Source organism: Paraburkholderia bengalensis, assembly GCF_037126505.1.
In the GTDB taxonomy this organism is placed as follows: domain Bacteria; phylum Pseudomonadota; class Gammaproteobacteria; order Burkholderiales; family Burkholderiaceae; genus Paraburkholderia; species Paraburkholderia bengalensis.
Genome location: NZ_JACFYJ010000033.1, coordinates 12973 through 33933, shown reverse-complemented (window position 1 = coordinate 33933; position 20961 = coordinate 12973). Strand labels below are relative to the sequence as shown.

Sequence of the window (20961 nt, the reverse complement as noted above, 5' to 3'; positions counted from 1 at the left end):
CCTGAATACGGCAGCGTCTAGAATGTCTTGAATGACCGTCGATACCGTGCGTTGCCGGCATCGACGTACAACCCAGGCGTGGAGTCAGATTCGTCATGGAGAAGCCCGTCATCCTGGCAGTCGACGATGACCCGATCGTAGCCGGTGCGGTCGCGCGCGATCTGCAGGTCGCGTACGGCGAGCATTACCAGATCGTGCGCATGGAGTCGGGGACGTCGGCGCTGGAGGCAGCGAAGCAACTGCGTCTGCAAAACCGTTCCATTGCCCTCTTCATTGCGGACCAGCGCATGCCGAAGATGAGCGGCATCGAGTTCCTCGAACAGGCAATCGAACTGTTTCCGGAAGCCAAGCGCGTGCTGCTCACCGCGTACGCCGATACGGATGCCGCGATCCGTGCGATCAACACGGTGCATCTTGACCAGTATCTGCTGAAGCCCTGGCATCCTCCCGAGCAGAATTTCTATCCGGCGCTCGATGACCTGCTCGCCGACTGGCACGCGTCGTTCCGATCCGCATTTCAAGGTATCCGGATACTCGACCATCGCTGGTCGCCGCTTGGACATCAGCTGCGCGACTTCATGACGCGCAATCACATTCCGTTTCGCTGGTTCGACGTCGAGCGCCACGGCGACGCCGATCCGCTCCTGAACGCGCTGGCGTCAGGGCAGCGGCAGTTGCCCGTCGTGGTATTCGAGGACGCCACAGTGCTGAGCCGCCCGACGATCGCGCAAATCGCCGAGAAGGTCGGGCTGCACACACGCTCGACGACGCCGTTCTACGACCTGGTGATCGTGGGCGGCGGGCCCGCCGGATTGGCTGCAGCCGTGTATGGCGCCTCGGAAGGATTGCGCGTGGCGATCATCGAATGCGATGCGCCAGGCGGCCAGGCGGGCACCAGTTCGCATATCGACAACTATCTCGGCTTTCCGTCTGGCGTGAGCGGAGCCGACCTGTCGCGGCGTGCGCTGATGCAGGCGCGACGCTTCGGCGCTGAAATGATCTTGACGCAGCACGCGGTGGGGCTTCGCGTGGAGCCGCCCTACAAGTTCGTCAAACTCTCGGATGGATCGGAAGTCAGCTGTCTCGCGCTGATGGTCGCGAGCGGCGTGTCCTATCGCAAGCTGGAAGCACGCGGCATCCAGGAACTCACGGGAGCCGGCGTTTATTACGGCGCCGCGCTGGTAGAGGCCGTCGCGTGCGCGAACCAGGACGTATATGTCGTGGGCGGGGCCAATTCGGCGGGACAGGGCGCCATGTTCCTCTCCAAATACGCGCGTTCCGTGACGCTCCTGTGCCGGGGCGCATCGCTGAGCGCCAGCATGTCGCACTATCTGATCGAGCAGATTCACGAGACCGAGAACATTCACGTGCGGCCCAACACGGAAGTCGAGAGCGTGAGCGGTCAGGGGCACCTGGCGGAAATCACCTTGCGCGACACGCAGACGGGACGCTCGGACACGGTTGCGGCCAGCGGACTGTTCGTCTTCATCGGCGCGGCACCGTGCACGGAATGGCTGCGCGGTGTGGTCGAGCGCGACGAGCACGGCTTCCTGTTGACGGGCCGCGCGCTCTTCAAGGGAGGACGCGCGAGCGCGGGATGGCAGCCGGAACGCGATCCTTACCTGCTCGAAACCAGTGTGCCCGGCATCTTCGCGGCGGGCGACGTGCGCGCCGATTCTGTCAAGCGCGTGGCGGCGGCCGTCGGCGAAGGTTCGATTGCCGTGCATTTCATTCACCAGTACCTTGCGAATCCATGAGCGACTTGTCCAGGCTGTTCGAAATGCCGCTACTCGCGGGACTTCCGGCGGAGCGCAAACAGTGGCTCAGCGCGAACCTGACCGAGCATCGGCTGAAGAAGGGCGAGATCCTGTTGCGCGAAGGGGAGACCGTCACGCACCAGTTCATTCTGCTCGAAGGCGAACTCGTGACGGAAAAGCGGATCGCGGGCCGGCAAGTGATCGACGACACACGTGCCGCGCCCGTGTCCATTGCAGAGGCATCCCTGCTCTCGGGCATGCCGCTGCCATTGACCTTCGTCGCCAACACGGACTGCTTTCTGGTCGCGCTATCCGAGCAGGTCGTCCGCACACTCCTTAACGAATGTGAATCCTTTAGCCGGCAGATCTTCCGCTCGATGTACGGACGAATCTCCGCTTACGACAGGTTCATTCTCAGCGGAGAGAAGCTCGCCGCACTGGGCCGTCTGTCCGCCGGGCTCGCGCATGAACTGAACAATCCGGCGGCCGCCGTGGCGCGCGCCGCAGAAGGGCTACGCGATTCGCTCGACAGCCTGCATCAGGCAACCCGGGCGCTCGTCTCGAGCGCGATGCGTGCCGACGTCATGGCGACGCTCGACGAATGGGCCAGTCGGACGCCGCCACCGCTGGATGCAACGCCTCAAGGCGCATTGCGGCGAAGCGAAGCCGAAGACGCAGTCGCGCAGTGGCTTTCGGCGCACGGTATAGCGAAATCCTGGCTGATCGCGCCGCGGCTTGTGGCAGCGGGCTTTTCTCCGCAAGAGCTGGCGCCTGTTGCATCGAGCGTCACGCCCGAACAATTCGACGCCGGCATCCGCTGGCTGGCCGCCACATTCGACATGCGCTTTCTGTCCGAGCAGGCATGGATTGGCGCCGGCCGCATCTCCGAGATCGTCAAGGCCATGAAGTCGTACTCGTATATGGACCAGGCGCCGTTGCAGGAGGTGGACATACACACCGGAATCGAAGACACGTTGACGATCATGCAGCACCGGCTCAAGCATGGAATCGTCGTCAAGCGGGACTTCGATCTCGCGTTGCCGCCTGTCCCTGTCTATGGCAGCGAGCTCAACCAGGTGTGGACCAACCTGATCGACAACGCGATCGACGCGATGGATCAGCATGGCGAACTCACGATCCGCTCGCGCCTGGAGGGCAATTGTGCGTTGATCGAGATTGGGGATACGGGGCACGGCATTCCAGCCGATGTGCTTCCACGGCTGTTCGAACCGTTCTTCACGACCAAGCCGCCGGGCAAAGGCAACGGTCTGGGTTTGCACATCGCGTACCGGACCGTGGTGCATCGACACGACGGAAGAATCAATGTGGAGTCGCACGCAGACGGGACCACGTTTCAAGTGCGGCTGCCGCTGGTCCAGGGTCACGCGGCAACCGGGTGAAACTGAAACAAGTGGGACTTCGGCGTGGTATCGGCGCCTGGACCCATGCCGAGATGCCATCCATTCGAGGGCCCGCTACGCGATTTCATTGCCTCGCAATCGCGCCTCGTCGCCAATCACGCCCACAACTGGCAGCGTGATTGAGTGCATCCCTGTTAGACCGGCAGACACACTAAGGCCCAACGGTAATCAGGAGCGTGATGTCCACTACGTAATCCGGCGGCGTGGCTGCCTGCCCGAAGTCTCCCGGCAGATAGTGGAAGCGGCCGCCATAGTGAATCGTGTGCGAACCCGCCGGCAGCGGTTTCAGAAGCAGGTAATAGCCGTCAGCTACGGCCGTGCCGGTTCCGTATATGAATTCCGGCATGCCGAAAACCCAACGCAGCGGTGTTGAAAATGTGAACTGGTTGGTCGCGACGCGATACGCCGTGACGTCGGTGACGGGCACGTTGTCGATAGTGACGAACAGGTCCTCGATTCGATCAGCAAAACGGTTGGCGATCTCCTGTTCGCCTGCCGCCGTGGTTGGCGTGTAGACGCCGGGCGGCAGCAGTGTGGAAGAAAACGTATCGAGCGTCGCCAGCAAGATGGATGTGTTCGCGGGGATCACGTTCGCCGACTGGTCGCAAGTCTGCGGCGCATTGGGGACGTCGAGCGCGTGAAAGTAGGAGCTGGGCGTAGCCCAATACCAGACGTTACCGCTTTGTCCCGCTGAGATAGGACGCGTGCAGTTGATTAGCGGGTTTGGCAGAAAGGGGCCGTTATCTATCGCATTCACCCATTGCCAAAACGACGTCACCCATTGACGGTACGTTTTCCCGTCGAAGCGTGCATGGCGAGGAACGATTGCGCTATTGTCGGTCCCTGGCTGCGCGGCGGGACGTTTGGTGGCGGGATCGGCGGCGCTCATCACGGCAGCGTCGGCGACCGCCGCACCGGCTGGACGGTCGCTGCTGCCGCCACCGCATCCGGCCACGACGACTGCAATTGTTGCGGCCGTAGCCGAAGATCGCAATGCCCTCTTGAATTGAGAAACAAGGGCAGTGGGTTCTTGATCTATATCGTTCATCACGCTCTCCTAACCGGGCTTTGTTTGATTTGCTGCCAGCCGAACGCGTTGTGTGATCTTTTATAGACGGCCATCGAGCGCTTCGTCGGACAAAAGATGGCGGTTATCGCCAGCCGCTCAGATTGGTGGCCTCGACAAGGAGATGGGAGCGGTATTGGCCGCCGGTCTTGCATCGGCTGCTCGGTTCGGCCGATGCCGCAAGAGCGCGGTCGCCAGAAGCCGACGCAGTGAAGAACGATTCAGTAGAAATATAAGCAATGCAGATCAAATTGATCTCATCGCGTGGACTTTCGTCGGGACGGGTAGATCGCGGCGACACAAGTCTTATGACGCGTTAGCGACGATGTGTGAATCGCCGCGCCGCGAGTAGAGGGCGCCAGGACATCGGGCTGCACAAACCTCGACCGACACGCGGCTCGAATTGCGCGTGTGTCGAATGTTCGCGGCGACCAACGACGTCCTGAACTCAACCAGAGTTGATCGGTGCAGAGCGCGTCACGTATCAGGAAGACGCGCGTGCCTTCAGACAGGTTTGATATTCGCCGCTTGTTTGCCCTTCGGGCCCATCTTGACATCGAAGCTTACTTTCTGGTTTTCCTGCAACGACTTGAAGCCTTCAGTCTTGATCTCCGAGAAATGGGCGAACAGATCTTCACCGCCTTCGTCCGGAGTAATGAAACCAAACCCCTTCGCATCGTTGAACCATTTCACTGTACCAGTTGCCATTTTTGAACCTGTAAATGTTGAAAAGTCGCTTTTGCGCCTGCGAGCACATACGATGCAATCGCCTGGGACGCAGGACTTTGTACCACGCTGGATGACACCTGCCAATCTTCAATGGGAGGAAACCAGATGGGGTTTTCGGGGTCGGACCCGTGTGGGCATTTTAACCGGGCGACGCAGCGTGCGATGCGGTAATCATTGCCGCAAACAGAACTCTTCGACCAACGCCGCCTCGAAAACGCTTGATGAACACAGTCGTTATGCGACGGCGCGCGGGCAGCGCCAGCTTTGTTCGCATTTCCCTAAAGCGAGCGCATGCGTTGCGAGACATCGCAAAGGAATGCATGCAGCTGCGGCGAGTTGCAATAGGCGACATTGAACCGAAACCAAACGGATTCCAAAACGGGTTTCAGGCTGAATAGTTCGCCGCGCGCAAGCGCAATCCCTGCTTCGAGACCAGCGGCGCTAATCAGTTCAGTGTTGAAACGGTCCGACGGCTCCGCATTCCAGCCGGCGCTCACAAACAGCCCGCCGCGCGGTGTGGCTAAGGCGGTCATGCCGACATCCGCCAGCACCGTGAGGAATTGCTCTCGTTCGTTCGCGAGTCGCATACGCAAGCGGTCGATATAGCGTCGTAAGCCGGGATCGGACATCACTTCCATGATGTATCGTTCATTGAGTTCGGACGTCGTCAGTCCGCTAGCCATCTTGACGCTTACCAACTCGTGAACCAGGCGCATTGGGCATGCGATGTAACCGGTGCGCAACGACGGAGCAATTGTTTTTGAAAATCCGCCGACGCATATCACTCTGTTCAGTCCATCCAAAGAGGTCATCGACGGGTCGGATGGCGACGCGAGATCCCGAAAGATGTCGTCCTCGATGATCAGTAGATCATACTGTTCGGCCAGAGCAATCACTCGATAGGCATGCGCTGGCGAAAGCGTGGTGGACAACGGGTTCTGCAATACCGTGTTGACAAACATCGCCTTGGGTCGGTGAGTTGCAGCGAGCACGGCCAGCTGGTCGACGTCTAGTCCTTCCTGAGTCCGGGGAACACCCACCATATTCACACCGTGGCTACGCAACAAGGAATGGAGATTGAAATAGCCGGGGTCCTCCACCAACACAGTATCACCGGCTTTGAGGAGACTTCGTACAATCAGATCCAGTCCATGTGACACGCCGTTGGTCAGTATGATCTGGTCAGGCGAGACGGCGCAAAATCGCTCGGTCAGTTCCCGCGCCAGCAATTGGCGCAGGCGAGGAAATCCGAGCGGGTGTCCGTAGCCTACAAGACGCTCAGCAGGCATCTTGATCGCCTGCCTGACGCCCTGAAGTATCATGCTTTCGCTGCACCACTCAGGCGGAAGCACACCCGAACCGACTGGCAGCAGATCGGGGTTTTGATCCCATACGAGCACGGGAAGCCAGGAGTCGGCGGCTGCCTCCATCGCCTTCGGGGGCATGTCGGAGAGCGTCGAGAGTTGCCCCGCGCGAGACGTGACGAAATAGCCGGACCCCGGTCGCGAAATTAGTACTCGCCTCGATACTAAAACTTCATAGGCCTCGGCAACGGTGAAAGTGCTGACCTCGAGCAGTCGCGCGAGTTCTCTGACCGAGGGTGTCTTCGTGCCCGCTCTCAACACGGCGGAGTCGACCAGCTGCTCCAGTTTCGCGACGATCTGATCGACCAGACTCACCCCTCTGTGGCGTTCGACGCGAAGCTCTTCGACCAATGTGGATTCACGACATGGCGAGGCTGCATCCGGCGGTGACGGAGGGCCAGAATGACTGTTTGGCATTTTGTTCCCTCGTAGAGGCGGTTTCGTAAGCCCAGTAAGTTGGTTGGCAAGCGTGAGCACAATGCAGAGTCAAAGCGTCGACTCGTCATGCGTTTTTGGGTGCCGCATTTCGTCTGTGCTCCAGCGCGAAGCTGACTGCCTCCGTCAACTGGCCTGCGTCGATTGGCTTGGGCAGATAGCGGACGAATCCCGCCTTCAGGCCGCGTTGGATATCGTCTGCCGTTGCATTCGCGCTAAGAGCGATCACGGGGGTATGCGCCGTGACCGGATTGTTGCGGAAAATTTTCAGTGCTTCGTCGCCGCTGACATCCGGCAGATGAACATCGATCACGATGACATCCGGCGCAGCGGCGAAGGCGCGCGCGAGACCCAGTTGTCCGGTGACCGCAGTCAGCAAGCGGATATCGGTACGGCCGCTAATGGCTTGTCGTACGCGCTCCTGGTTGGCTGGATTGTCGTCGACACAAAGCAACGTATGGAACGGCGCAGCTGCCGCTTCGTCGGGCGATCGTGCCGCGGACGAGGCGGGCGGGACGGGGCCAGTCTCCGTGATATCTGGCGGCTGTGCCGCGGCTAGCTCGATCCAGAACGTGCTGCCGCTCCCGACCTGACTGTCGACGCCGATGACGCCGCTCATCAACTCGACCAGCTTCTTGGCCACCGCGAGACCGATACGCGCGCCTTCATCGGGCCCGCTCTGTTGGCCGAGGCGCTTGAATGGCTGGAAAAGTTGCGCTAGCTGCTCCGGGGACAATCCCATGCCAGTGTCGCGAATGCTGACGCGAACGCGGCCCGGCGCGGGAGTCTTGCAACTCACTTCGACCTTACCGTTCGCGTGGTTGTATGTAACGGCGTGGGTCAGCAGGTTAGTGAGAATCTGCTTCAGGCGCATCGGATCGGCACGCACGAAGCACGAGGTATCGCGCGCGGGAAAACCCAGACGAATACCGCGCCGTTGCGCCAGTGGCTCGATTTTGGCCCTGCATTCACGCAGCACGTCGTCGAGCAGCACGGGCTCGGCCGAAACCATCACCTGGCCGGATTCCACTTTCGCGAGATCGAGGATTTCGTCAATCAGTTTCGACAGATGCCGGCAGGCCGCGCCAAGCTGTTCTATGCGGGCTTGCTGGGAAGGTGTGGCTTCCGGAAACTCGGCCGCCATCGACTCCGCGTAATCAAGAATCGCTTTGAGCGGACTGCGCAATTCGTCGCTGGCGCTGCAGAGAAATTCCGTTCCCGTGCGTGCTGCGCGTTCGGCTACGGCTTGCATCTGCTTCTGGTCCTCGATGTCGGTCACGGTGCCGAACCATTCGACAACATTCCCATTCGCATCCTTGACGGGCAGCGCACGACCTAGTTGCCATCGATACGCACCGTCGGAGGCCCTTTTCCAACGGTATTCGATTTCGTAAGCCTCACCCTTTTCGACGGCTGCTGACCAGGCTTCAAAGCAACGCTGCAGATCGTCCGGATGGACCGCTCGTGTCCAGCCCCAGCCTTTGCTTTGCTCAAAGGTAAGCCCTGTATAGCTCACCCATTGTGCGTTGCAATAGTTATTTCTGCCGTCCAGCCCAGCGGCCCATACCATTTGCGGGATCGCATCCGCCAGTAGCCTGAAGCGTCGATCGCTGTCGTCAGCTTCTGTTAGTGAAGAGACGAGTCCTGCCAGTCTGTCCGTGCGGTGCTTTCGCATGATCTACCCCAACAATTCGTCGCGCTATACCTGGAAAACCTCTTTGCCCATCGTTGCCGTCGCCGACTTCACCAGCCGTCTTTTGCGATACGGTCGTTCAGTGCCAGGTGAATGTCGGTCGCCCGGAAAGCAGTTCAGTAGCGGGGGCGATTAGCGAATTACTCGGCAGCGGCAAGATGCTTGCTGACGCTTTCTATCGCGGTGTCGAAATGACGATGCTGCTGCAACGTACTTCTTAGCATTGCGAACGCCCTTGGCGCATTGATTGCGAATATGCCGGTGATCCGATCGTCGTGCCTGAACGCGCACAGGAAGGGACGTTCCGTCTCCTCACCGACGAGCGGGACAAGTTCTCCCAGGTCTGTCCGGCCGGCAACCTGAATGCGGCATCCGTACTGGTCAGTCCAGAAGTACGGTATTGTCGAAAAGGGGCGTGCTTGCGCACGGCCGGTCAACAGGTTTTTCGCGGCGTGCATCCCTTGCTCGGCGGCAACAAGCCATTGCTCTCCGCGCATGACGCCACCCCACCATTCATTCGGCCAGGCCATTACATCCCCGGCAGCGTATACCGCATCTGGTCCGGCGTTGAGCGTTTCGTCACACAGCAGGCCATCGCCGAGTTTCAATCCGGAGTCGGCCAGCCATTCCGTATTCGGTAAAACACCGATACCGATCACCACGATGTCGGCAGGCAGCTCCCAACCATCTTCGAGCCGCACCGATTCGACGCGATCGTCTCCACCAAAACCAGCCACGCGTGCGTTGCATACCAGGTTGACGCCGAACTCGCCATGCAGTTGGCCCAACGCGTGACCCAGTCGTGCGCCCACTGCGCGAGACATCGCATGCTTGCCGCTTTCCAGTATGGTTACCTGTGCACCACTTGCCGCGGCGCTCGAAGCCACCTCGGAACCGATAAAACCCGCGCCGATGATGACCACCCTGATACCCGGCAGGATCTTCTCCTTTATAGCCAAGGCATCGTCAATTGTGCGCAGCGTATAGATCTCCGCCAGCGACCGGCCCATTTCCAGTTGCTGCGCGCGTGCGCCTGTGGCGATGACCAGTCCGTCGTATTGCATCCACTGTTCGCCGATCCGGACCTGCGATCTGTTGATGTCGAGCCCGCTCGCAGGGGTGCCCAGAAGCAGTTCCACCCGTTGTTCCGCGAACCAGCTGATATCACGGTACAGCAGTTGCTCCGGGCGAATCTCACCGGTCAGGATCTGCTTGGACAGCGGCGGTCGGTCATACGGCGCGTGCGGCTCTGCGCTTACCAGCGTGATGTTGCCTCCGAAGCCCTCACGGCGAAGCGTCTCTACCGCTCGCAGTCCAGCGACGCTTGCACCAACGACAACGACGTTGCTCAAAGACATGGTTGACCTCAGACGCCTGGGTTTTCCGGAATCCCATTCTTCTTGATTACCCCGTTGTGGCGATGAGCCGATCGCGCGTGTGTCATCGAAGAGCGTTCGATGAACATCTGCCATTCGAGCTCATTTGCAAACGTCTCTATGTTAGCACCCGGTCAATGCATTTCGGCGGCCATAAGCGCATCGAATCGCGCATGACGCACGCTCTTTACGCATGTATCGACGGTAGCCAACTGTACTGATTTCGCGACCTGCACGGTTTGTCATCGAATCCGCTGCGTTTGAGAAAAGCAACGTGTACTGCACATGTCCAGAGCACGCATGAAGGGGCACTATGCCAGAAAGCGTACGAAAGAAAAGCCGTCGTCGTGCGCAGAGACCCAAACGGTAGAACGAGGAATAGTCAATGGCATACCTCTCTTACGTCAATGTCTTTGCCGAAGATATCGTAGCGCTCAGTTCCTTTTATCAGCAGGTATTTGACTTCCCGGAGATCGAGTCGATCCGGTCTCCGATTTTCCGGGGACTCGATGCCGGCAAGAGCAACATAGGGTTCAACGCGCGCGACGCTTATACCTTGCTCGGACTCGCCGAATTCAATGACGTCAAGGGCGTCAGGTTTTTGCTGAACTTCGATCTGGAAACGAAAGAAGCAGTGGACAGGCTGGTGCCGCTGGCGGTCAAGGCGGGCGCCACGCTCATCAAAGCGCCGTACGAGACCTACTATCACTGGTATCAGGCTGTCATGCTCGATCCAGAAGGCAATGTATTCCGTATCAATCACGTCCTGCCATGAACATGCTTTGCTGCGCTTCGTATGCAGACGCATCGACGTCACGCAGCACTTTGTCGAGGGTGCGATACGTTGCATTTCCATGAAGGCAAATCGCGAGAAACGGAAAATCGACGTGTACTTCAGATAGAAGACGACGGACTGGCCGAGACGTGGAGAGAGAATGAAAGCGGCAACGGAGACATTTGAGGTCGAGGTGCGCGGCATCCGGCTCGAGGCTGAGACTGTGCGCTCGTTTGAACTGTGGCCAATTGCTGGCGAATTGCCGGCATTTGCACCGGGAGCGCATCTCGACGTGCATGTTTCCGCCGGCTTGATACGGCAGTACTCCCTGACGAATCCCCACGAACGTTATCGATACGTGGTGGCCGTCCATCGTGACCCTGCCGGCAATGGCGGGTCGATGCGGATGCACGATTCCGTAGCGGTCGGCGACCGCCTGATTGTGAGCGCACCGCGCAATCACTTCCCGTTGAACGAGACGGCGGCGCATTCGGTCTTCGTCGCGGGCGGCATTGGTGTGACGCCGTTGCTCGCCATGGTTCGGCGCTTGTGCGAGCTGGGTAGAAGCTGGGACTTCTACTACTGTGCCCGTACGCCGGCCAAGGCTGCATTTCTGCGTGAATTAAGCGAATTGTCGTCGAACTCCACTGACGGCGCGCTTCATTGTGTGTTCGATGGGGAGCCCGGCGCGGCATCCCTGAATCTCGACGATGTGCGGGCGGCGCACGGAACGCAGGCCGATTTCTATTGCTGCGGTCCGACGCCGTTGATGGACGCGTTTTCGAAGGCGCTCGCCGACGTTGCTCCTGAGCGGGTCCACCTTGAATACTTCAAGGCCCCGGCGACCGAATTGAAGCCGCATGGCGAGGCCTTCACGATCACGCTGCTGAGACGGGGTCAAACCTTCGTGGTGCCACGCGAGCGTTCAATCCTCGAGGTGCTCCATGAGAACGGCGTGCCTGTGTTGACGTCATGTCAGCGAGGGATATGTGGCACATGCGAAACCACTGTGATCGAAGGCGAGCCGGACCACCGGGACTGCGTATTGACTCGGGAAGAGCGTGCGTCGAACCGGACCATGATGATCTGTGTATCGCGATGCAAGGGAGAGCGATTGGTTCTGGATATCTAGGACACAGTACACGCCAGGGAAGAACCAGTCGCTTGTCACGCAATCCCCGCGACACACCATGCGCATGGGATGGCTCGCCAAATATCGGTTCAAGCGAGTCGATTTAGAGGGCTAGTACAAGGGCAATGCCAATCGGTCGAGGGCGGCGTCCATCACTATTGACGGAGGGAGTATCCGACATGACGAATCTTGCAGACATTCCGGCTAACCTCGAGAAGGCCCCAAAGCCTGACCTCTTTATCGCGATGCGCAAGTATTGGCACGCGGTCGCATATTCGGGGGAATTGACGGATAAGCCGCTTGGAGTCACCCTGTTGGGCGAGTCCGTGGTTGTGGCGCGTCTTAACGGGCAGGTCCGTGCGATGCATGGGCGGTGTCCGCACAAGGGAACGGCATTGGCGTTGGGCGACGTTGTCGACGGAACGATCGAGTGCCCCTATCACGGCTGGCGCTTCGACGGTGGCGGTCAATGCGTTCGCATTCCCGCGCGCGAGGAGATGACGCAATCGATGAGCGTTTCCGTCGATTGCTACCATGCCGCGGAACACGCAGGGCTGATCTGGGTCGCGCTCGACAATCCAGTCGCGCCACTGCCGGACTTTCCGGAACTGGACGATCCGAATTTCCGGATCTTGCAGGGGCCGATCTACGAGTGGGCGACGAGTGCTCCGCGCCGGCTGGAGAACTTTGTCGACTTCAGCCATTTTCCTTACGTACACGACGGTACGATCGGCGCACGCGACAACCCGGTCGTCGAGACAGTGACGGTCTGGCGCGAAGGTCACGTGCTGCGTTTTGACCGCAGCGGCGACAAGCCGCCCGGCCCCGATCTCTACAAGACGCTGTTCCCGGTGAGGGACGACAAGGTCACCCCCGTCAATCAGTACCACGTCTATTTGCCGGCAACCGTTCACGTGAATTTCCAGTTTCCGAACGGCAAGCACTATGTCCTGTTCATGACGGCCTCTCCCGCTACCGAGAACTTGACGCGCAGTTTCTGGTGGCAGGCGCGCGACTTTCGCACGGACCCGATGTCCGATCGGTATTTCATGGACCTTGAAGCGACGATTCTGTCGGAGGACAAGCAGATTATCGAGTCTCAACGGCCGATCTGGTTCAGTTTCACAGGAGACGGCAGGGACGAGCGGGAGATTCCCGTGCGCGGGTCGGACGCCGTTTCAATCGAATACCGGCGGTGGTTGTTCGAAAGGTTCAATGAGTCGAGGGACGCCTGACCATGGAACCCGTTGGATGACGTGCGCTCGCGCCGGAAACGAGGCGTGTTCCAAAGCTTTTCAGATGGCAACAAAAAAGTACCGCAGAAATTCAGGCCACTTTCGTGAAGTGCGCCGAATGCGGATCAAAAAGGAGACGAACGTTTTGGACTTCAAGCCTTAGCTAAGAGAGTCACTTGCTGGTTCAATGCGCTCAAGTAAATGAGGAGTACGAGATGTCGACAGTCCCCAAGCTCAAGCAGGTTGTGACAAGAGGTAATGAGTTGAATGTGGAGGGTGAAGCGAAAGTCTATCGTTCGCTGCGACACTTCTGGCATGTTGTCGCCTATTCGCATGAGGTCACCGACCAGCCAGTTGGCTTCACGCTGTGTGAGCAGGATATCGTTATCGTTCGATTGAACGGCGAAATCTCGGTCTTCGACGATCTGTGCCCGCATCGCGGAACACGGTTGTCCATCGGGACCGTGCGCGACGGTTGCCGTCTGGAATGTCCATATCACGGCTGGCAATTCGATCAGGAGGGACACCTGGCGCTCGCTCCGCAGCGGCCCGACCTGGCGGGGCATCTGCGCGCGCAGACAAGGCGTTACCAGTCCGTTGAAAAGTACGGAATGGTTTGGGTCTGTCTCGAAGACAAGCCGCATTTTCCGCTTCCCGAATATCCCGTCTGGGACGATCCGGAGTTTCATTATGTAGCCGTTCCTCCCGATGACTGGAAGTGCAGCGCCCCTCGCCGGGTGGAGAACTACACCGACTACTCGCATTTCGCGATCCTCCACGATGGTTACCTTGCCGATCGCACGGTTCCTCAGGTTCCTCCGCATGACGTCTGGCGCAACGACAACAAACTCGAAAACCTTCAGGGACAGGATGCATGGGTTCGGGTGCCGATCGATTCGGCAGCATGGGGTGGCAAGGACAAGCCGGAAGACCCCTATCTCCGCCTGCGTTTCAACTGGCGCGTGTTCATGCCGTTGACCTGCGTGTACGACATCACGTTTCAGGACGGCAACCGGTACCACCTGCTGTTCCACCCTACACCAATGGGGCCGAAGAAGATCCGCAACTTCACCGTGTCGTCTCGCGACTTTGGCGATCGGAATAATGCAAAGCAGGAGCTGAGTGACTTCGTCAAGCTGATCTACGATCAGGACAAGTATGTCGTCGAGTCGCAACGCCCGGAGGAATTGCCGGAAGACTTGACGAAAGAGATGCATCTGAAGGGTGTCGACAAATTCTCTGTCGAGTACAGGCTTTGGCTGCTGGAACTCGCAAAACAGTTGACTCGTGAATGAACCATCGGGAGGTGGAGCGAAATGAAGATCGAAGTGGATATGAATAAGTGCGTCTGCGCGGGAATGTGCATTTCTCTCGCGCCAACGTTGTTCGACCTTGACGGGAATGCGCGATTGATCGTGATCAAGAGCGAATGCACCACCCCCAAGGAGGTCAAGGAAGCAGAGGATGCGATCGCGTGCTGTCCCGTCGAGGCGATCCGGCTCAACGAAACAGCTTGCTCGAAATAACCTGCAAGCAGGGAGGGGCTTCGTGAATCAATCGAACAGGTCAGGGAGCCGCCGGCGATCGGTGATCGTCGGCGGCGGTCTAGCTGGATTACGCGCGACTGAGGAGCTGCGCAAGCGGGGCTACGACGGCAAGATCGCGATCGTATCTTCGGAGTCGCGCTTGCCGTACGACAAGCCGCCGCTTTCGAAGGCATTGCTTCTCGGCGCAACGACGCCAGAGCAGATCGCATACCGTAGCGAGAGCTTTTATCGCGACCATGACGTGGACTTGTACCTTTCGCATCGCGCAAGCGAGTTGCGCGTTCGCGAGCGCGTGCTGGTCGCGGGCGGTGCGTCGATAGGATTTGATGACTTGCTGATCTGTACGGGCTCGACGCCTCGTCCTCTTCCGCTCAAATCAAACTTGAGCGGCATCCATACGGTTGGCACTATCGACGACTCACTGAAGCTTCGCGCGGCCCTTGCAAAGGGCAGTCCGCGCGTGGTGATACTGGGTGCCGGCTTCATCGGCGCGGAGGTAGCCTCCAGTGCGCGCTCCTTGGGACTGGAGACCACCATCGTGAACCTGGCGGCAACACCGCTTGAGCGGGCAGTCGGTCCGCAGATGGGCGCACAGCTGTCTGCACTGCATTCGGACCATGGCGTCGCGCTGCTCTGTGGCCTGACCATCGCCGAACTCTACGGCACGGAGCGCGTCGAAGAAATCCTGCTGAGCGACGGACAGCGGATTGCTTGCGACGTGCTGGTCGTCGGTGTTGGCTCGACGCCCAACATTGACTGGCTGGCGGGCTCTGACCTCACGCTGACAGGCGGCATTGCGTGCGACGCCGCGTTAGCGGCGGGGCCGCCCGGTATCTATGCAGCGGGCGACGTTGCGTATTGGCCCAACGCAATGTTTGGCCGATCGATGCGTTGCGAGCAATGGACGAATGCCGCGGAGCAAGGGCGACATGTCGCGAGAAACATCATGGCCGGTTACGAGGCGAGAACGCCGTTCGTCGGAAGCAACTATTTCTGGTCCGATCAATATGGTCACCGCATCCAGTTTGCGGGGTCGGAGATGGCGGACGAGGTCAGGGTAGTCAAGGGCTCGTTCGAGAGCCGGCGCTTTCTTGCGTGTTACAGGAAGGGTGATGTTCTGTGCGGTGCTCTTGCGCTCGACGAATCGAAGGACCTGATGCTGGCCAAGGTTCTCATCGAAAGGCAAACGCGCTGGGATCACGCGTGCGCAGCTTTGACCAAAGGCGTTGGCAAGGTCGCGAACGATTGCCTCGACGAGGTGTGAGGTCGGCAGAGTCAGCCTCACACTGCGTTCACCGCGCCGGATCCACGCACGTGCCGCACGGTGCATATGCGTCGAAGCCTTTTGAACTTTGAAACGGGAAGAACCTGCCACGATGCTGCGCAGGTTCTTCCCTGAAGCCGTTTAAGGCGAACGGCTGGCTACGTGCTATTTCTGGGTGATGACGCCCTTGACGAACCAGTTCATTTTCCAGAGATCCTGATCGGGAAGTACCTGGTCCGCTAACACACGCGGCTTGCCATCGTTATCGCTGAGCGGGCCGGCATAGATCTGCTTGCCTTTGATGATCGCGTCGCGCTCAGCCAGGATGAGCGCCTGCTTGTCTGCGGGAACGGCGCTGCCGAAGCCGGCGATATCGGTGCCGCCGTCCTTCATTTCGATCAGCACGCCGTTCGGTGCCGGTTGCCAGGAGCCCGCGGCGATCTTGCGCACTTCGGGAATGAGAAATCTGTCCCACACCCAGACGGACGAGCAGACGGTGGCTTTGGGCGCGAAGGACCGCATGTCGCGATGGTGCCCGGTGCCATGTATGCCGCGCTCCTGCGCAACGAGCTGGATGGTCGGGGAATCGACGTGCTGGCCGATCACGTCGATCCCGTGATCGGCGAGGGCGGTGGCCGCTGCGCGCTCCTTGACGGGGTCGTCCCACGAGCCCGTGAACACGACGGTGAGCTGCGCGTTGGGATTGACCTTTCGCGCGCCGAGTTCGTAAGCATTGATGGTCCAGTTGACGACCCCGAAAGGGTTGGCGGCGACGAAACCGAGCTTGCCGGTTTTGGAGGCCGCTGCTGCTGCCATGCCGCAGAGGTACTGACTTTCGTAGGTGCGGCCGTAAAACGATTCGAGATTCGGACCGTTGGCGGTGCCCGCTGCATTGAGAAAGGCGACATCAGGGTGACGCTTCGCGAGATCCTTGAACGCGTCGGCGTAGCCGAATGCCGTGCCGATGATGATGTTGTTGCCACGCTTGATCAGCTGCTCGACGGTGGATTCGACCACACTTGTCACTTCGGGAACGTTCTCCACATAGGCAATCTTCTCGCCAAACGCCGTCTCCATCTTCGCTCTCGCTTCATCGAACGATTGAGACCAGCCACCGTCGGTTTTCGAGCTGAAGTACACCATCGCGATCCTGGGTTTGGCTTTGAGAGCAAAGCCGTCCGCATGCGCTGTGGTGATGCCGCTTAAAGCCATCGATATTGCCACTGCCAGAAAACGACGACGCATAAGTCACCTCTGAAGGAAGTTGGGGATGCGACCAGTTGCCTGAACCAAAGCCTGGTGACGAGCGTGCCCGTCACTGCTTTTTCCAGGGGCGGAAATGCAGGCATCGCGCTTCGCCGATCGACGAGCGTGCGTAGCGCGGGCGCAGCGGGACCGGTTGCTCGGTACGCGGACGGCTTATCGCCGCTCCTCGCGGATGTAGGGTTCGCCGAGTGCGCATGGCGTGTCGTCGGCGCCGCGGCTTGCGATTGCAACCCGAATCATCACGGCGAGCGTGATCACGTACGGTGTCGAGAGCACGTAGTACTGCGGCAGGCTGATGCCGGCCGCGGCCATTTGCGGAATCAGTGCCTCGATCGCGCCGAACAGCAGTGCGCCAATCAGCGCGCGGCCCGGCGACCAGCGCGCAAAGATGACGAGGGCCACCGCGATCCATCCTCGTCCGTTGGTGATGTCGGCGACCCAGATATGGGTGCTGACCACCGCGATGTATCCTCCCGCCAACCCCACCAGCATCGAACCGGCGATGATGGCGAGAAACCGGAGTCGCAACACGGGCAAGCCGGCGGCGTCGGCGGCCTGGGGGTTCTCTCCGACTGAGCGCAAACGCAGCCCACTGACGGTACGTTCGAGATACCAGGCGACGCCCGCAAAAATCAGCGGTGTCAGATAGACGACGAGGTTCTGCCTGAACAGAGGCCCAAGCAACGGAAGCTGCGTGAGAGGCGTCAGCGCAATGACGGGCAGGCCGCTGACGGGCTGGTTGACCCAACCCGTCAAGGTGCCCACCAGGCTGGTCAGTCCCTGGCAAAAGAACACCAGCGCCAGCCCCGAAATGACCTGATTGACGCGCAACCACACGACCATCACAGCGAACAGGATCGACACGATGCCACCCGCCAGCATGGAGACGATCAACGCGATACCCGCGTGCTGGGCAGTGAGCTGTGCACCGATGCCGGCCAGCGCTCCGACTAGCATCAAACCTTCGGCGCCCAGGGAGAGGACGCCCGCCCGCTCGCTGACGATCAAACCAAGAGAGGCAAGCGCGAAAGGCACGGCAAAGTCCGGCACATTGCCGATCCAACTCGAGATCAGGTTCATGCGGTCTTCCCCACAGGCGACAGGCGGTAACGGATGAAGAAGTCAGATGCGGCAACCGTGATGACGAGAATCGCCTGGATCAGTTGCACCATTGAGAACGGAATCTGATAGAGCACTTGCAGGCTGCGGCCGGTGACGAATAATGCGGCCACCAGATGCGCGACGACGCTGGCGGCGATCGGATTGTTGCGGGCGAGGAAGGCGATCAGGATGCCGGAGAAGCCGTATCCCGCGTAAAAGTCCTGCGTGAGCCGTGCTTCCTGGCCCGCGACCACGATGAATCCGGCAAACCCCGCCAGCGCACCTGACAGCAGGACGGCGCCGGCGACCACATTGCGCACGGGTACACCGAGGGCGTGCGCCGCGCGTGCGTTGATGCTGACAAATCGCATGTAGACGCCCGCACGGCTACGCTGCAGAAACCACCAGGCGGCGAGCGCAAATAATGCGGCTAGCAGGATCGCGCTGCTGCATCCGTTCCAAAGGTCCGGCAGGCGCTCGGTGACGAGGAAGACACGCGAATGAGGAAATGAATCTTTCGGGTCCTTCCATTGGCCATAGACAAGGTTGAGCAGGAAATTGCCCGCCACGTAGTTGAGCATCAGCGTCGAGATGATTTCGCTGATGCCCAGGCGCATCCTGAGCACGAGCGGTAGTACTGCCCACAGTGCGCCACCCGCCAGCGCAGCGGCGCCCATCAGCCATAACCTCGCGCCGGATGAGCCGACATCGCCGAGCACGACGGCCGTCGCGGCGATGGCGCCCCATACCATCTGACCTTCGAGGCCGAGATTCCAGAAGCGCACGCGAAATGCCATTGCTGCGGCGAGTCCAATCATGACCAACGGTGCGGCCTGGATGAGGACAGTGCGGATGCTCTCGGCATTGCCCAGTGTCTCGACGACGAACTCATTGAACAGGTCGCGGCCGGAAATGCCCGCTGCCATCAGGATCACGGCGCAGATAGCGAGGCCCACCACGATCGACGATGCGAGCACGATGCCCTGCTTGTGCCACGCCATGTCCTGGCGTAACTCCAGCGCGTAATGCCGCGCTGGCGAAAAGCGGCGTGGAGGATCTGCAACGGCGCCCGCGGGGTGCGGTCCGAAGGAAGCGGCAGGTTCGTCGTTGCGCGCGCGGTCCTGCACGCACGCTTCGGCCTGACCGGACGGTACGGTGTCTGTCATGGATGTTCCTGTTAAGGTGGGCGTCAGGCGTGGGCGACCATCGCTTGACCGATGGCCAGTCTGTCCATTGGCGTGCTGAAATCGCCGACGATGCGCCCGCGCACCATGACGCCGGCCCGGTCTGCAAGCGCCAGAATTTCATCGAGGTCCTCGCTGATCAGCAGCACGGCGGCTCCTGCATCGCGAGCCGCGCGAAGCCGTGCATGAACCTGGGCGCTTGCGCGCACATCGAGCCCGCGACCGGGGCTGTGCGCAAGCACCAGTCGAGGCCGTCGGTCGAATTCCCGCGCGATCACCAGCTTCTGCGCGTTGCCGCCGGAGAGGAGGGACACTTTCTGGCGCAGCGAACGTACGCCGAGCACGTCGAAGTGGCGGACGGCTTCGGCGGCATCCGCTTCCATGCGCCGATAGTTGAGCCACAACGGGTTGCCGTATCGACCCGCATGGATCTGCCCGATCGCGAAGTTCTCGCCTACCGATAGCGATCCGGCAAGCGCGAGAGCCTGGCGATCGGCGGGGATGCAGGCGATGCCCATGTTGCGTCGATCGACGGTGCTCGCGCGTCGCAGATCGCCAGCGCCTTCGATCAACATTGCGCCATCGTCCACCGGCAGCAAGCCCATGATCGCCTGCATCAATTCGCCCTGACCGTTCCCGCCTACGCCAGCCAGCCCGTAAATCTCGCCCGCGTGCACAGTCAGGTCGACGCCATCGAGCGCGGGCTGTCCCTGCCGTGTGCCGCTACGCAATGCCGTGCTGCGCACGCCCTGCAGCAGCAGCCGAGGTTGGGCACGCATCCGCTTCACATTGGGCAGGGGAGCTTCGTGCGCCACGCTCTCGCCCACCGCCTGCCTGACCAGTTCGGCTTCAGGCACATCGCACGGCGCGAGCGTGCTGATGGTGCGGCCCGAGCGCATCACCGTGACACGGTCGGCATAGCGGCGCACGTCGGCCATCTTGTGCGTGACCAGTACCACTGCCGAGCCGCGCGACGCGAGCAGCCTGATCGTTTCGAGCAACTTCGCGGCTTCCCGGTCGGTGAGCACGGCCGTCGGTTCGTCGAGCACGAGAATGCGCGCACCGGCCAGCAACACCTTGAGGATCTCGACGCGCTGCTGTTCGCCCACCGACAGCTGGGCAATGCGCCGGTCCGGATCGATCTCGAATCCGAGTGTCTGGCACTGCGCGTGGATGGCCTCGCGCATCTGCGCGAGACGCTTGCGGTAGCGTGTGCGCGCCTTCGTGTCCGCTGGCATGCCCAGCAGGATGTTTTCAGCGACCGTGAAGCGGGATACCAGTTTGAAATGCTGATGAACCATGCCGATACCGAGGCGAGCCGCGTCGCGAGGGCCATCTAGTCGCACCGCGCGACCGTCGACGGAAATGGTGCCCGATTCCGGCGCATAGAGGCCTGCGGCGACATTCATCAGCGTGGACTTGCCCGCGCCGTTTTCACCGAGCAGCGCATGCACTTCGCCCCAGTGGACACGAAAGTGCGCGTTGTTCAGTGCGACGAATGTATCGAATGACTTGTGAATTCCGACCAGTTCGAGTGCCATCGACATACGAGTCCCTCAGCTTGGTTTGTATGGGAATCCGTCGCGGGACACGCCTTGCAGCACGGCTGGCGGATC

Annotated in this window: 17 protein-coding genes; 8 read left to right on the top strand and 9 right to left on the bottom strand. The window is 60.3% G+C overall.

Annotation, left to right across the window (positions count from 1 at the left end; all coding sequences use genetic code 11):
• Nucleotides 1–95: 95 nt before the first annotated feature.
• Together H3V53_RS20185 and H3V53_RS20180 are read left to right on the top strand one after the other, a co-directional pair.
• Nucleotides 96–1757 carry an FAD-dependent oxidoreductase gene (locus H3V53_RS20185; RefSeq protein WP_336599467.1) on the top strand — a complete coding sequence of 554 codons (1662 nt, stop codon included), beginning with the start codon at nucleotides 96–98 and terminating at the stop codon, nucleotides 1755–1757.
• On the top strand, nucleotides 1754–3157 hold the full coding sequence (locus H3V53_RS20180) for an ATP-binding protein (protein ID WP_336599466.1): 1404 nt from the start codon (nucleotides 1754–1756) through the stop codon (nucleotides 3155–3157). Before H3V53_RS20185 ends, H3V53_RS20180 begins: the two co-directional genes overlap by 4 nt.
• A 172-nt stretch (nucleotides 3158–3329) precedes the next feature.
• On the opposite strand, the gene H3V53_RS20175 is transcribed toward H3V53_RS20180, so the two are convergent.
• The 5 genes from H3V53_RS20175 to H3V53_RS20155 form a co-directional block, all read right to left on the bottom strand.
• Entirely contained in the window at nucleotides 3330–4226 is an 897-nt protein-coding gene (locus H3V53_RS20175) for a hypothetical protein (protein ID WP_336599465.1), read from the bottom strand.
• Nucleotides 4227–4748: 522 nt separating this feature from the next.
• Entirely contained in the window at nucleotides 4749–4952 is a 204-nt protein-coding gene (locus H3V53_RS20170; RefSeq protein ID WP_035988139.1) for a cold-shock protein, read from the bottom strand.
• A 299-nt stretch (nucleotides 4953–5251) separates the two neighbouring features.
• Nucleotides 5252–6688, bottom strand: a complete 1437-nt coding sequence (locus tag H3V53_RS20165) for an aminotransferase-like domain-containing protein (RefSeq protein ID WP_336599464.1) — start codon at nucleotides 6686–6688, stop codon at nucleotides 5252–5254.
• Nucleotides 6689–6839: 151 nt separating this feature from the next.
• Nucleotides 6840–8447, bottom strand: a complete 1608-nt coding sequence (locus H3V53_RS20160; protein ID WP_336599463.1) for a PAS domain-containing hybrid sensor histidine kinase/response regulator — start codon at nucleotides 8445–8447, stop codon at nucleotides 6840–6842.
• Between the two features lie 158 nt (nucleotides 8448–8605).
• Nucleotides 8606–9823, bottom strand: coding sequence for an NAD(P)/FAD-dependent oxidoreductase (locus H3V53_RS20155; protein WP_336599462.1), 1218 nt, complete (start codon nucleotides 9821–9823; stop codon nucleotides 8606–8608).
• Nucleotides 9824–10226: 403 nt separating this feature from the next.
• Here H3V53_RS20155 and H3V53_RS20150 point away from each other — a divergent pair, with 403 nt between their 5' ends.
• From H3V53_RS20150 to H3V53_RS20125, 6 genes are all read left to right on the top strand, one after another.
• Entirely contained in the window at nucleotides 10227–10616 is a 390-nt protein-coding gene (locus H3V53_RS20150; RefSeq protein ID WP_336599461.1) for a VOC family protein, read from the top strand.
• A gap of 160 nt (nucleotides 10617–10776) precedes the next feature.
• Nucleotides 10777–11748, top strand: coding sequence for a PDR/VanB family oxidoreductase (locus tag H3V53_RS20145; RefSeq protein WP_336599460.1), 972 nt, complete (start codon nucleotides 10777–10779; stop codon nucleotides 11746–11748).
• 179 nt (nucleotides 11749–11927) lie between these two features.
• Nucleotides 11928–12983, top strand: coding sequence for an aromatic ring-hydroxylating dioxygenase subunit alpha (locus H3V53_RS20140; protein WP_336599459.1), 1056 nt, complete (start codon nucleotides 11928–11930; stop codon nucleotides 12981–12983).
• A gap of 215 nt (nucleotides 12984–13198) precedes the next feature.
• Nucleotides 13199–14278 (top strand): aromatic ring-hydroxylating dioxygenase subunit alpha, encoded by a 1080-nt coding sequence (locus tag H3V53_RS20135; protein ID WP_336599458.1) that lies wholly within the window; start codon nucleotides 13199–13201, stop codon nucleotides 14276–14278.
• A 21-nt stretch (nucleotides 14279–14299) separates the two neighbouring features.
• On the top strand, nucleotides 14300–14509 hold the full coding sequence (locus H3V53_RS20130; RefSeq protein WP_054921520.1) for a 4Fe-4S domain-containing protein: 210 nt from the start codon (nucleotides 14300–14302) through the stop codon (nucleotides 14507–14509).
• Nucleotides 14448–15794 carry an NAD(P)/FAD-dependent oxidoreductase gene (locus H3V53_RS20125; protein ID WP_336599457.1) on the top strand — a complete coding sequence of 449 codons (1347 nt, stop codon included), beginning with the start codon at nucleotides 14448–14450 and terminating at the stop codon, nucleotides 15792–15794. Before H3V53_RS20130 ends, H3V53_RS20125 begins: the two co-directional genes overlap by 62 nt.
• 165 nt (nucleotides 15795–15959) lie before the next feature.
• Here H3V53_RS20125 and H3V53_RS20120 read toward each other — a convergent pair whose 3' ends face one another.
• From H3V53_RS20120 to H3V53_RS20105, 4 genes are all read right to left on the bottom strand, one after another.
• Nucleotides 15960–16937 (bottom strand): BMP family ABC transporter substrate-binding protein, encoded by a 978-nt coding sequence (locus H3V53_RS20120; protein ID WP_336599456.1) that lies wholly within the window; start codon nucleotides 16935–16937, stop codon nucleotides 15960–15962.
• Between the two features lie 276 nt (nucleotides 16938–17213).
• Nucleotides 17214–18140, bottom strand: coding sequence for an ABC transporter permease (locus H3V53_RS20115; protein WP_336599455.1), 927 nt, complete (start codon nucleotides 18138–18140; stop codon nucleotides 17214–17216).
• On the bottom strand, nucleotides 18137–19327 hold the full coding sequence (locus H3V53_RS20110; protein WP_336599454.1) for an ABC transporter permease: 1191 nt from the start codon (nucleotides 19325–19327) through the stop codon (nucleotides 18137–18139). The genes H3V53_RS20115 and H3V53_RS20110 overlap by 4 nt, the downstream gene beginning before the upstream one ends.
• A gap of 23 nt (nucleotides 19328–19350) precedes the next feature.
• The gene (locus tag H3V53_RS20105; protein ID WP_336599453.1) at nucleotides 19351–20892 is read right to left on the bottom strand and encodes an ABC transporter ATP-binding protein; all 1542 of its coding nucleotides are present in this window, start codon (nucleotides 20890–20892) and stop codon (nucleotides 19351–19353) included.
• Nucleotides 20893–20961 lie beyond the last annotated feature (69 nt).